Genomic DNA, 12,775 nt, shown 5'->3' with positions numbered 1-12,775 from the left:
CGCCATTATGCGCCGATGCCCGGCCGGGCGCGTACCATGCTCACGCGCCGCGGTGCGAGAAGGTCCGCTTTCATGCCCAGCTTTCCTGTCGAGGGACTCACCGAGGCCTCCAGTCGCGTCCTTGGGGCCGCCGGAGCGCCGGACGACATTGCCGACCAGCTGGCCCAATGGCTGGCCAACTCGAACCTGGCGGGGCATCCCTCGCACGGGTTCCAGCGGGTACCGGAGTACGTGGGGCTGATTCTCGAAGGCAAGATGAAGCCCGCCGAGCGCCCGACCATCGTGTCGGAGACCGCGACCACAGTCCTGATCGAGGGCAACCTGGGCTTTGGGCACTTCGCGGCCGAGCTGCTCACGCGCGTGGTAGCGGCCAAGGCCAAGGAGTCGTCGGTCGCCATTGGCGGCATGACCAACGTGACCCACATCGGCCGCCTGGGCGAGTGGGGCGAGCTTGGCAACGAGTTGGGCGTGATCTCGTATCTCTGTATGGGTTGGGCCGGGGGAGCGGCCGACATCGCGGCCCCCTTCGGAGGGGCGGAGCCGCGGGTGGGCACGCTGCCGTTCACCTTCGGCGCGCCGGCGACCGAGGACGACGGCATGCTGATCGACATGGCGACGACGGCATCCGCCGAGGGCAAGGTGCGGGTCTACCGCGACAAAGGCCTGCCGGTGCCGGACGGCTGGCTGCTGGACCAGGACGGGCGACCGACCAACGACCCGGCAAAACTCTACGAGGGTGGGATGTTGGTGCCGTTTGGCGGCCATAAGGGCTATGCCGTTGGCCTGATGGTGTCGTTGCTGGGCGCCAACCTGGTGGGCACCGCGGTGGAGGGCGGCGAGAATCCTGCCGGCGGCTTCGCGCTGGCGATCGACCCCGGGGCGTTCGGTGACGCCGAGGACGTGCGGCGCGGCATCCGCGCCAACCTACAGCGCCTGCGCAACACGCGCCCCGCGCCGGGATTCACCGAAGTTCAGGTGCCGGGAGATTTCGAGCGCGCCTCGTGCCGCGCCCTGGCCGGGCAGCCGCTGGACATTCCCGACTCGACCTGGGAGCTCTACCTCGACAGCGCCGAGAAGGTGGGGGTGTCGGCCGACGAGGTCAACGCCCTGGCGAGCGGGGCGGGGTAGCGGCAAAGGGGCCGGGCGGAGACTGGGGGCGCCGGCGCCCTTACCCCGTATTGAGGACCGGGCAGGCTCTACTCCTCTCCCATAGGAAACCTCTGCAATACCCGGCAATGCTCGTGGACGACCGGGCGAACCCCATCCGCTCCCAGATTCCAGGAAGGGTGGATTCCCGCCTTCGCGGGAATGACGGAGGATTACGACAAGGTCTCCATTGGGAGAGGGCGCCGGACAAGGCCGACGCAACCGGACGCGCGGCGAGCGGGACGAGTTTCAAACCCGCCCCATTCGAGGCAGGCCTAGACCTCTGTCGCGCCCTCCGAATCCTCCGTGTCCTCCATGTCCTCCGACTCTTCGGCTTCACAGGGCGGCAACTCGACCTCGTCCACATCGCCTCTGGGAATCGCCGCCAACGCCGCGGGCACGCAGCCGGTGAACTGATTGCCCGCAAGATAGACGCTTCGCAGGCTGGTGAGGTTGTCCAACTCGGACGGAATCTCACCGGTCAGTGAGTTTTGGCTGAGACCCAGCACTTGCAGGCTGGTGAGGTTGCCCAACTCAGGCGGAATCTCACCGGTCAACTCGTTGACACGCAGCCACAGCTCGTCAAGGTTGACGAGGTTGCCCAGCTCGGGCGGGATTGGGCCGCTCAGCCGATTGGTGTCCAGGTCCAGCTGTTCCAGATTGGTGAGCTTGCCCAACTCAGGTGGAATTGGGCCCGTCAACCGGTTGCTCCAGAAGGTCAGCCAGACCAGGTTGGTGAGGTTGCCCAGCTCGGCTGGGATCTCGCCGCTGAGCTGATTCAGGGTGAAGTCCAGATGGGTGGCCGTCGACAGGTTGCCCAACTCGGGAGGAATCGGGCCGGTCAACTCATTGATGCCCAGCGCGGCCCACTGCAGGCTGGCCATGTCGCCCATCTCAGTGGGGATGGACCCGCTGAACTGATTGGCCCAGAGGGAGAGATGGGTCACGTTGTCCAGGTCGCCGATCTCGGGCGGAATCTCGCCTTGCAGCTGATTGCCCTGGACATCCAGTCGCCGGAGGGCGGTGAGCTGGCCGATCTCGGGCGGGAGCGTGCCGCTCAACTGGTTCTGCGAGAGGTCCAAATCGACGACGCGGTCGTGGATGTCCGTGGTGACGCCGAACCACTCGCCGAGCGGCGCATCGCTGAGCCAGTTGTCGTTCTTGTTCCAGTCGTCGCCGTTGGCAGCATCGTAGAGCGCGACGAGCGCGTCACGCTGCCGCGCCACGTAGGCGTCGTGGTCTCCGTTGGTGACTTCGTAGAGCATGAACAGCGCGTCCCCGACCGAGACGCTCTCGGGCGCGTAGGTGTCGCCATCGCTCAGGGGCTCGGCCGCCTGGAAGCTCTCGATCACCCGGTGGCTGGCATAGGGGTAGTTCACGTCGCGGACGGCGTCGCCGAGGAAACGTAGCTGCACGGGTTGGTCGCTGTCCGGCCAGGATTCGAACACCGCGGCCTGGAAGTACTGCCGGATGACGCCGGGGTCGGCGCCCTCGATGGCGAGCATGGCGCCCGGCGTGTCGTCCAGACGGGCGTCGCTCTTGGGCAGGCCAAACGCCTGCATGCCGCCTAACTCGTAGTAGAAGTCGAGGAATCCGGTGGGGGTGCCGTCAATGGCGAAGTTGGACACGCGGTGTCCCCACGGCCCCGACGGCCGACCGGGTCGCTGACTCAGCAGGTCGGGCTCGACGCCGAGATCGGGCGCGTCGCCCTCGCCGCCACCGAGGTAATCCCACACCAGCCGCCGCTCCAGGCGCCACATGCCGTCACGTTCGTGGCAGTCCACGACGCCACGTTGGTAGTACTGCGTCAGGCTGCCGCCGTCTTCTTCGATGACTTCGGAGGTGGCGAAACCCCAGCGGATGTCGCCGCCGGTCGACTCGTAGTGCGTGAGGAAGTTGCAGTCGACCTCGCCGTCCCCAACCGTCAGGCGCAGATCCGGGACGTTGTGCGCCAGGTGGGCGTCGGGCTCAAAGAAGGTGCTTCGCGTCACGACGGCGGAAAGGCTGGCGTGCGAGTCGGCGAAGGAGGGCGCCGCGATCGCGATGCTGATGAGCAACAGCGCGACCAGCAAGGCGCCGAGTCGGGCGCGGCGCAGGGTGAAAGTCATGAAAGGACGTTCCTATCGAGTGAGGCGCTGTGATCGGACAACCAGTTTACCTGTGCATACTTTGCACGCGATTGACAAGACCTCGCAGTCAGGTAGCCGTCGGCGGCAGCCACGCCGCCATCGGGGCGCAAGCGCAGGCCGCTGCGTATGATGCGGATCGGCTGTGCCGGTGGCGCCGCCTGGAATGACCTGAGGAACGCATGCCGACGTTTTCCGCCGAACCCCTGACTGCCGCCACGGCGCGGATTCTGGAAGCTGCGGGGACGCCCGCCGAGGCGTCCGCCAAGATCGCGACGTGGCTGGTGCGCGCCGACCTGTCGGGGCATCCCTCGCACGGCGTGATTCGCATCCCCGACTACATCGACCGCATCCGCCAGGGCGCGTTCATTCCCGCGGTGGGCCCGGTGGTGGCATCCGAGTCCGACACCACGGTCTTGCTGGACGCCCAATATGGATTCGGTCACCTGGCGGCGGAGGATTTGACGTTACGCCTGGCGGCGAAGGCCAAGACGTCGCGCGTGGCGATTGGCGGCATCTTTCATTGCAACCACATCGGGCGCCTTGGTGAGTGGGCGGAGTTGGGAGCCGATCTGGGCGTGGTCTACCTTATGGCCGCGGGCGGGCCGGGCACGATGCGGGCGGCGCCGTTCGGCGGCGCAGAGGGGCGGCTGAGCACGAATCCCATGGCCTTTGGCGCCCCGGCGGAGGGAACCGATCCGCTGATCGTGGATTTCGCCACCACGGCCACCGCGGAGGGCAAGGTGCGGGTGGCGCTGGCGAAGGGCACGCAGTTGCCGCCCGGCCAGATCCTGGACGGCGATGGACAGCCGTCAACGAATCCCGGCGACCTCTATGACGGCGGCGTGCTGCTCCATATGGCGGGTCACAAGGGCTACGGCCTGTCACTGATGACGGAGATCCTGGCCGCCAATCTCACCGGCGCCATCAACCCCGAGATCAACGTGCGCATCGGCACGTTTGCCATGGCCGTCGACACCAACGCCTTCGATCGGGGCGACGGATACGACCCGGCCTCTCGCGACACGTTCGACCGCATGCGAAACACGCGCCCGGCCGCCGGCTTCGACGAGGTGCTGATACCCGGCGACACCGAGCGACGCTCGCGGGAGACGCTGAGTACGGCCGGCCTGCCGGTGGCAGAGGCGACGTGGACGGCGATCCTGGACACGGCCGACAGCCTGGGGCTGGATCGGGACGAGTTGGACGGGCTGGCGCGCGGGTCGAAAGAGATGGGGGCTTAGCCCGAATGGTCGTGTATGCGGTCCCCTTCAGTCGAGCGTCCTACGGATCCACCGACTCGTAGCAATCAGGATTGAGGTCGTCCAGCACCGTTGGCGACGGTTCGAATGTCGGAAGGCGGACGATGCACAGGTTGCGGCTGGATCGCGTGAGGGCAACGTATAGCTGCCCACGCCGAAGGTCGATTGGCGCGCGGCGTACATCAATGTCGAGCAGATAGACGGAAACGAAGTCCAACCCCTTCGCCGCATGCACTGTCATTAGTGAGACTCTAGCGCCGTCCGGCGCAGCATTGCGGTCCACGGTCAGAGCGGGAATGCCCATCCCGCCAAGCGCTCCCAACACAGCGTTGCGCTGGGAGTTTGATTTTGTCAGCACAGCAATCTGCCCGGCCTGGCTCCCTTCCTTGATCTCCTTGCGAATTTGCTTGGCGACGAAAGCGTAAGCCTCTGAGTAAGCGGTAAGTCTGACGAGCCGTGGCAATGGGCCTTCGCGTTGAGCTTGGGCCATCTGGCCGACTTCACGGCGCATCTCATCCACGTCTGCGTAGAGTGAGGCGGCCAGCGCATGAATCTGGCGGGTCGAGCGGTAGGGGCGGAGCATGACGCGGGCCTGACTGCCGCGGGGGCTGAATTCGCGCTTTGCCCAGCGAAAGCGTCCCCGGTAGACCAGCTGAGCCGGATCGGCAAGAACCAACAGCCGCCACTCCTCACCGGCGACGAGAGTCCTAGCAAGCCGCGCCATAACGGGGCTGCAATCCTGCGCCTCGTCCACGATGACGGCACGGTAGATCGGCGGGTCGGCATCGGACGCGAGAGCTTCGCGACCTCGTGCGATCAGGTCATCCCAGGTGCCCTTAGCATCAGGGCGACAGCGTATGCGCTGGTGCAGTTCCCATATCACCCGGCGCTGGGGTTGGCGCAGCCTCCTGAGGCCCTCGCTCTCTGGCCGTGTGAGGTTCATATACGGCCCAACATCATCAAACTGGTTTGGGGCGAGCACATTCGAGATTTCGTCGTGCAAGTCCTGCGCGGACCATCCGGGGAGTTGGTCTCGCGCGGAAGGCGACAAGCGGGGGAACTCCTCGGTGATCGCCCGCTTCAGCCACTGACCGTCCGTGTCGATGGCTGCGGCCACCGCAAAGCCTTCGACGCGCTTCTGCAGATATGCATCCGCCCAGCCGTGGAACGTTTGTACCTCGATTTGGCTCGCCATCTCCGGTGGGGCGAGCGTGTCGATCGTATTGCGGACGGTCTTCATCAGCACGCGGTTGAAGCAGAGATACAGCACGCCCCTGTAGTCCTGTTCCTGCTGAGTCGCCTGGCGCAGTGCCCGCCAGATCGCAATGGAGGTCTTGCCCGTGCCCGCTCCGGCGGTGACAAACATGAGCCCCTGTCGTTTGCGCTCGTCGTACTCAACCAAGTAGCGCTGGTCGTCATCGAGGGCCGCAAAGTATTGCTCGAATCCGCGTGCCGCCATCTCATCAAGCAAGTCGGGATTAGGTACCGGTACGGGATCCTCAGGCGCAACTCGCGGCACGGGTGCTGGTCCTCCCGCAACGCGGCGTAGGTTCGTTCGCTCGAATCGCCGCGGGATTTCCCTGCGGTGGCGGTCTGCCCAGTTGTAGGCCTCGTCGTGGTTGTCGACCCAAAGCACGACGATTCGGGACTCATGCCTGGCAAAGACTAAGCGATAGGCCCGAGTGACCCGAGCCGAGCGGACTTCGAGGCCACTACTCAACCGGTGCAACAACTCGTCATGGAGGCCCGGGCTGAACCGATTCGCGCAGAGGCGTTGTACCGCCTCGGTCGTTTCTTGCTTTAGCCGCTCGTCAAGTGGATTGAGCGCCCGGTCGAAGTCATGTCCGAGGAATAGAGACATCTCCGCCATGGACCCCGCCCTTTCCGCGCTACGTCAGCCAGCCAGGAATCCCTCGATCCGGTCCAGGGCGGTTTCCAGCGCCGCCATGCTGGTGGCGAAGCTGAGGCGGACGCAGGCGTCGGCGCCGAAGTCGCTGCCCGGCACCACGCCGACGTGGGCGTCTTCCAGCAGGCGACCGGCCCACTCGGTCGAGCCGGACACGCCCTTGGCTTCAAACGTGCCAGAGACATCGGGAAAGGCGTAGAAGGCGCCGCCCGGCTCGGGACAGACCACGCCGTCCAAGGCGTTCAGGCGGTCGCTGAGGAACTTGCCGCGGCGCTCGAACTCGACGCGCATGGCCTCCACGCAGGACTGGTCGCCGTTGAGGGCGGCAGCCAGCGCGTGCATGGTGAAGGTGGCCGCCCCGCTGGTCGTTTGCGACTGGAGCTTGGCCATGCCCTTGATCACGTCCACCGGGCCGGCGGCGTAGCCGATGCGCCAGCCGGTCATGGAGTAGGACTTCGAGCCCGCGTTGAAGGTGATGGTGTGATCGTAGGCGTGCGCCGAGGTGGCGGCGAAGCTCTTGAACTCTCGGCCGCCAAACAGCAAGCGGTCGTACATCTCGTCGCTGAAGGTGACCACGTCGGTGTCGGCCAGCACCGCCGCCAGCGCGTCGGTTTCCTCGGGCGAATAGGCGGCGCCGGTGGGATTGCTGGGCGAGTTGAACACGAGCACGCGCGTGCGCGGCGTGAGCGCGTCGCGCAGCTGGTCGGGGGTGATCCGGAATCCGGCCTCCGCGCCCGCGTTGACGAACACGGGCACGCCGCCGGCCAGCTTGACCTGCTCCGGGTAGGACACCCAGTAGGGCGCGGGGATGATGACCTCGTCGCCCGGGTCGAGCAGGGTGGCGAAGGCCAGGTAGAGCGCTTCCTTGCCGCCGACGCTGGCGACGACCTGGTCGGTGGAGTAGGTGAGGCCGTTCTCGCGATTCAGCTTGGCGACGACGGCATGCTTGAGCTCGGGCACGCCCGAGGCCGGCTTGGCGTATTTGGTCTCGCCGCCGTCTAGGGCCGCCGCCGCGGCCGCCTTGATGTGGTCGGGCGTGTCGAAGTCGGGCTCTCCGGCGCCCAGGCTCACGACGTCGATCCCCTGGGCCCGCATCGCCGCAACCTTGTTGCTGACGGCAATGGTTCCCGATTCGGCCAAGTCTTGAACACGCTGCGAGATCTTCACGGGCCAGCCTTCGGATAAGAGTCGGCGGCGCTCATTGTGCCTGACGGCGGAAGAACCAGCGGCCGCTCCCGCTACAGTGCCAGACATGAGCTTCTTCGCCTCGAGGCGGGAGCGGCGCCTTTGGCTCTGGACGCTGGCCGTCCTGGTGGCGATCTACGCCACCCTGGGCCTGGCGCCGGTTTTGGCCCAGGTCCTGCACGAGCGCGGGTGGCTGCCGGCCGCCGTGGCCTGCGGCCTGGTTCTGGTAGGGATGACCATCGTCACGCAGGGGCTGCAAGTGCGTCCGGGCGGGGTGGAGATCGCCGTCGCGCTGGGCATCGCGGCGGCCTACCTGTTGATGGTCGCGCGGCTGATGACTGGTCAGGAAGAGCGCACCCACCTAATGGAATACGGCGTGGTGGGCGTCTTCGTTTACGAAGCGCTGGCCGAGCGCGCGCGCCAGGGTCGGCGGGTTCCGCTGCCGCCCCTGGTCGCCGTTCTCGCGACCGGGTCGTTGGGCCTGCTCGACGAGGGCATTCAGGCGGTTCTGCCCAACCGCGTATTTGACGCGCGAGACATCCTGTTCAACGTGCTCGCCAGCACGACGGCGGTGGGGGCGTGCATCGCGCTGGGTTGGGCGCGGCGGCGAGCACGCGGCGCGAGCGGGCGGCTGGAGTGAGCAGCCGGGTTCACGGCGAGAGGTTGGCGGCGGTTACGTCGTAGGCGAACACACCTTCGCGGAATAGATAGGCGTTGACCTCGCGGTCGAGCCGCCGCTGGTAGGCCACGCCGAGCGCGGCGCAGGCGCGCTCGAGGTAGCGCGAATACAACGCCGACACGTTGGCCGCGACAAGGCGGACGGCCTCGACGCCGCCGAGCCGCAGCGGCCGCAGGGCGGACTCGAACGCGGCCGCGTCGGCGGGCGCGAGCCGGGCCGCGAGCTCCGGCGTTCGCGGGCGCACGCGGGCCAGGTCGGCGGCGAGTTGCGCCGCCATGGCATAGCCCCAGAGCAGCCCGGTGTACAGGCCGCGGTTGTAGTAGCTGGCGCCGACCATGGCGTGCACCAGCAGGTTGTGGGCGGCCTCAACGGCTCCGGCCGCCGTGAGTGCACCGCGGCTGAAGTAGCTCGAACCAGCCGGAGCGCGTTCCGGATCCGGCGGCACTGGATGCAGGGGAACAGTTGCCCCGTGGCGATTCCGTATCTCCGCCGCGAGCGGACGCAGGATATCGAGGGTGGGGTCGATGGAATCTGCCGCCGGTTCGGGCCAGGCGGCGCTCCAATCGCCCAGGGGAGCCAGGAGCGGCTCGACATCGGCGGCCGTCAGCGCGTCCGCCGCGTGCTTGGGCCCGGCAAGGCCTGCGGCGCGCGGGTCGCGCAGCAGCAGAAGCAGGCGCTGGGCGGACTCCAGCAGCGTGGCCTGGGCCTGCATCGCCGCCAGAATCGAGCGGGCTTGGATGGCCTGCCGCAGGCGTCCCGCCTCGGACGGAATCCGCGCCGCTTCACGCTCGATCAACTCCGCCGGCGTGAGTCGAGGCGGCGCGAAGGGTTTGTCGGCGAATCGCGCCACCTGCCCGTCCCGGTCGATCAGCGGCGCCACCGCCTCGTGCCGCGGGCCGCGCAGGACCGCCGGCGTTGCGATCTCGACGTCCACGCGCAGCGGGCCCTCGAAGGTGACGACGACGAGGTGTCCACCGCGAAGGGTCCGGCTGAACCATCCCAGCACCGGATGGATCGCCGGCAGCGTTTCCGGAATGGTGTCGACGACCGCGGGAAGATCGGCTTCCTCGACGGCGAGGCGAAGGTCCACGTCCGACCAGCGGTCCGCCGTGCCTTCGGCAATGCTTCCGCCGACCCACACCACCTCGATCGTGGCGTCCTGCTCCAGCACCATGCGCGCTGAGTCGATGAGTCGAAACTGCGGGCTGTCGGGGGCCAGGTCGGGGTTCCGGGGCAGTCTCACCCGTTACTTCCGATGACGTCGAGCAGTTCGCGGCGAAAGGCCGCGGCGCCGATCGATGCCGCGATGCGCAATTCGGTTGCTTCACTCGCGACCCGAAACCAAACCTGGCCCGACTCAACCTCGGCGCGCCTGGAGGTCAGACCGAGTCGCAGAAATTGCTCGCCCAATGCCAGCGTGAGCACCGCGGGGTCGTACATGCTGGTCCAATCGCGATTGCGCCGGTCCAGGTAGGTTTCGAGCATGAGCCCCAGCGAGGCGCCAATGCCTGGCGCGCGTCGCACCCGGGCCAGGTCGTCCCGCCGGAGCTTCGCCTGGGACGTGACGAGGTAATCGCCCACCCGCACGCGCCGGCCGCTGTTGCACACGGCGGCCGCAGCGGCGGGATCGGCGCCGAAGTTGTGCTCGCGCGGGTTGTTCGGATCGTGCCGGCCGCCCATCATGACGATCCCGGCCAGGCGATCGAGCGCCTCGGGGCGATCGGCCAGGAGGGCGGCGGCGTTCGTCGCGGGACCGATGATTGCCAGCCACACGGGGTCCGGCGCGGTGGCGATCATGTCGGCCATGAGATCGATGGCCGACCGGGGATCGCGGCGAGGATCGTCGCGGCCCTGGGGCAGCACGACATCGCCGGACAGGGGAATGCCCTCGATGCCGCCGTCCGGCTCGCCCGCGGCCACTGGAACATCGCCGACGCCCAACTCGTCAAGCAGGCGCAGCGACAGCGCCGCCCGCCAGCGCGTGTCGCCCAGCACGGTCGTCACGGCGCAGAGGCGGATTGCCGGGTGCCGCGCGGCGAAGGCCAACGCAAAGGCGTCGTCCACGTCGTCGCCGATGTCCGTGTCGAGGATGAGCGAGATCACGCCGTCCGCCTGCCGTCGTCGTCCAAGCGCCCTTGCGCAGCGGGCACGCGGTCGGCACCGGGCATTGATGTGCCGATCACACGCGGCGCTCCAGCTTCAGGCTGGGGCGGCTGCGGTCGGTGGAGGCAAATGGCGGCGCCGTGCGGCCCGTTCAGTCGTAGTCTACGGTCAGGTGCGAGGTCGTCGGGAGGGCCTGGCAGGTCAGGACAACGCCTCGGTCCGCCTCGGCGTCCGTGAGGGCCATCCGCGCGCGCAGGTGGGCGGCGCCATCTCGCAGCCAGGCACGGCAGGCGCCACAGACGCCCGACTCGCAGGAGTAGGGTGGCTGACCACCGGCCGCGCGCACCGCATGCAGCACCGTTTGGCCGGCAGCGACCGGGACGGTCAGCGTCTGGCCATTCAGCCTCACCCGCGCCTCGGCGGCCACCCCGACGACCGAGTCGTCCGGCGGCGCCACCGCGCCAAAACTCTCGCTAAAGATGCGGACTTCCGGCACGTCCAGCCCGCGCAGGGCCGCGCGCACGGCGGCATTCATCCCACCCGGCCCGCAGACGTAGTAACGAGTGTCCTGGGCGTAGGGCGGATGGGCGTCAATGAATGCAGCGACGGTGGCGGCGTCGATTCGGCCGTGCCGCCAGTAGCTGAAGGCAGATTGATCGGAGGGTGCGGAGAGGACATGCCGAACGGTCAGCCGGCCGCCGCCGCTCGCTTCCAGTCTGGCGAGGGCATCACGAAAGATGATCGCGTCGACGTTGGCGTTGCCGTAGGCGAGCCGGGCCACGGAGTAGGGTTCGGCCGCGAGGACGGAGCGGATCATCGCGTACAGCGGGGTGATTCCGCTGCCAGCGCCAAAGAAATAGTGCGTGCGCCGCGCCTGCGGGTCGGCGTCCAGACTGAAGCTGCCGAATGGCGGCAGCACCTCCATCGTGTCGCCCGCGCCGACATGGTCGTTGATGTGGTTGGACACAAGGCCGCCGGCCACGCGCTTGACGGTTATGCGCAGTGGGGCCCCGGCGGCCGGAGTCTCGGAGATGGAGTAGGTGCGGCGGACCTCGGCACCGTCAATTCGCAGACGCAGGGTGATGTGCTGGCCGGCGCGCCAGCGGAACGTCCCGCTGCTGGCCGGCGGCACCTGAAAGACAATGCTGGTGGCCTGTGGCGTCTCCGCCTGGGTTGCGAGCACGCGCAGGCGGTGGAATTCGCCGCGCATCACGCATCGCCCGCCACCCACTCCTGCACCAGCTGCTGGTGCCGCCGGACGCCGGCCTCGCCACGGACCGAGGAGGGGCCATGCTCGAAGTAGGGGCTTCGCAGCGACCGTTGCTGTTGCTCGCAGGCGTACACGTCTTCGGCCATGAAGTCGCCCGATGCCATGGGGTCATCGGAGTCGCCGTCTCCAGCGAACTTGCCCCGGACCCGGCCAGCCCAGAAGCCGTACGAGCGAACCGCCTGGTGCATGTAGGCCCAGATCGAAGCATCGGCTGTTTTGGTTCGGGTCACCACGCGCGTCCGGTCGGGGGCGAGGGGCGTGACGTGAAAAATGGACCAGGAGCTCTCGGTCTCGGCCAAGCCAATGCCGGGGAACAGCATCGGCACCCACGCGCCAGCCTGCTCCGTGGGGACAACCAGCGGATACGGAGCACTCTGCTCGAGGCGTTTGGCGTACTCCGGCGCCAGCGGCTCCCAAAAGGCGAAGTGCGGCCCCACGAACCCCGATTCGATGCGGGAATGGTCATACATCGCCAGGGTGCCGGAATGCAGGTGCGCCAGGTGGTAGCCGTCGATGTAGTTTTCCACCACGATCTTCCAGTTGGCCGCGATGGTGTGCTCGGTGCGACTTTTCGGGTCCTCCACCAACTGGTCCACATTGTGGGGGCCGAGGTGGGACTCGACATCGCCGAACCAACGCATGATGGATCCGGCACTCGCCTCGGGGTGCACCCACAACATTCCGCGCCAGAGGTCCACGGAAGCGGCCTTTAGCGCGATGCAACTCAGGTCCAGGTTCGGGAACTCCTGCTCGCGGTTGGGCACGGAGATGAGCTGTCCCTCGAGGTCGTACGTCCAATCGTGGTAGGGGCAGACGATGGCGCGCTGGGTCTGTCCCACCGCGCGGAGCAACTGCGTGCCACGGTGACGGCAAATATTGTGAAACGCGCGCAGCCGGCGGTCCCGCCCCATGACGATGAAGATGTTGTTGAGCCCGGCCTGCACCGAAAGATATTGCCCCGGCTCGCTGATGTCCTCGGCAAAGCCGGCGTAGGCCCAAGTGCGGGAAAAGATGCGCTCCCGCTCGCGGTCAAACCACTCCTGGGAGGTGTAGGCCTCCACCGGGAGGACGGGCATGGTGCGGCGACGGTCCATGGGC

General features: G+C 67.6%; 10 protein-coding genes. 3 read left to right on the top strand and 7 right to left on the bottom strand.

Annotated elements, in window-relative coordinates:
• Positions 1–72 precede the first annotated feature (72 nt).
• On the top strand, positions 73–1,128 hold the full coding sequence (locus tag OXG79_13465; GenBank protein MCY3784773.1) for an Ldh family oxidoreductase: 1,056 nt from the start codon (positions 73–75) through the stop codon (positions 1,126–1,128).
• Positions 1,129–1,421: 293 nt separating this feature from the next.
• Here the strand turns inward: OXG79_13465 and OXG79_13460 are convergent, their stop codons facing one another.
• A complete protein-coding gene (locus OXG79_13460; protein ID MCY3784772.1) occupies positions 1,422–3,254 on the bottom strand; it encodes a hypothetical protein in 1,833 nt (610 codons plus the stop codon).
• A gap of 200 nt (positions 3,255–3,454) precedes the next feature.
• Here OXG79_13460 and OXG79_13455 point away from each other — a divergent pair, with 200 nt between their 5' ends.
• Positions 3,455–4,516: an Ldh family oxidoreductase gene (locus tag OXG79_13455; protein MCY3784771.1), complete on the top strand. Its 1,062-nt coding sequence runs from the start codon at positions 3,455–3,457 to the stop codon at positions 4,514–4,516.
• Between the two features lie 40 nt (positions 4,517–4,556).
• Here the strand turns inward: OXG79_13455 and OXG79_13450 are convergent, their stop codons facing one another.
• Positions 4,557–6,404 carry an AAA family ATPase gene (locus OXG79_13450; GenBank protein ID MCY3784770.1) on the bottom strand — a complete coding sequence of 616 codons (1,848 nt, stop codon included), beginning with the start codon at positions 6,402–6,404 and terminating at the stop codon, positions 4,557–4,559.
• A gap of 24 nt (positions 6,405–6,428) precedes the next feature.
• Positions 6,429–7,607 carry a pyridoxal phosphate-dependent aminotransferase gene (locus tag OXG79_13445; protein ID MCY3784769.1) on the bottom strand — a complete coding sequence of 393 codons (1,179 nt, stop codon included), beginning with the start codon at positions 7,605–7,607 and terminating at the stop codon, positions 6,429–6,431.
• 85 nt (positions 7,608–7,692) lie between these two features.
• On the opposite strand from OXG79_13445, the gene OXG79_13440 reads away from it, so the two are divergent.
• Complete coding sequence (locus OXG79_13440; protein MCY3784768.1) at positions 7,693–8,265, top strand: VanZ family protein; 573 nt, start codon at positions 7,693–7,695, stop codon at positions 8,263–8,265.
• 10 nt (positions 8,266–8,275) lie between these two features.
• Here the strand turns inward: OXG79_13440 and OXG79_13435 are convergent, their stop codons facing one another.
• From OXG79_13435 to OXG79_13420, 4 genes are all read right to left on the bottom strand, one after another.
• Positions 8,276–9,547, bottom strand: a complete 1,272-nt coding sequence (locus OXG79_13435; GenBank protein MCY3784767.1) for a nucleotidyltransferase domain-containing protein — start codon at positions 9,545–9,547, stop codon at positions 8,276–8,278.
• Entirely contained in the window at positions 9,544–10,407 is an 864-nt protein-coding gene (locus OXG79_13430; protein MCY3784766.1) for a nucleoside hydrolase, read from the bottom strand. Before OXG79_13430 ends, OXG79_13435 begins: the two co-directional genes overlap by 4 nt.
• A 151-nt stretch (positions 10,408–10,558) precedes the next feature.
• Positions 10,559–11,617 carry a ferredoxin--NADP reductase gene (locus tag OXG79_13425; protein ID MCY3784765.1) on the bottom strand — a complete coding sequence of 353 codons (1,059 nt, stop codon included), beginning with the start codon at positions 11,615–11,617 and terminating at the stop codon, positions 10,559–10,561.
• Positions 11,617–12,771 (bottom strand): aromatic ring-hydroxylating dioxygenase subunit alpha, encoded by a 1,155-nt coding sequence (locus OXG79_13420; protein ID MCY3784764.1) that lies wholly within the window; start codon positions 12,769–12,771, stop codon positions 11,617–11,619. The genes OXG79_13425 and OXG79_13420 overlap by 1 nt, the downstream gene beginning before the upstream one ends.
• Between the last annotated feature and the right edge of the window lie 4 nt (positions 12,772–12,775).

It is taken from the genome of Chloroflexota bacterium (assembly GCA_026706485.1).
In the GTDB taxonomy this organism is placed as follows: domain Bacteria; phylum Chloroflexota; class UBA11872; order UBA11872; family UBA11872; genus JAJECS01.
The sequence above is the reverse complement of the archived record's forward strand: the minus strand, read 5'-3'. Positions and strand labels throughout refer to the sequence as shown.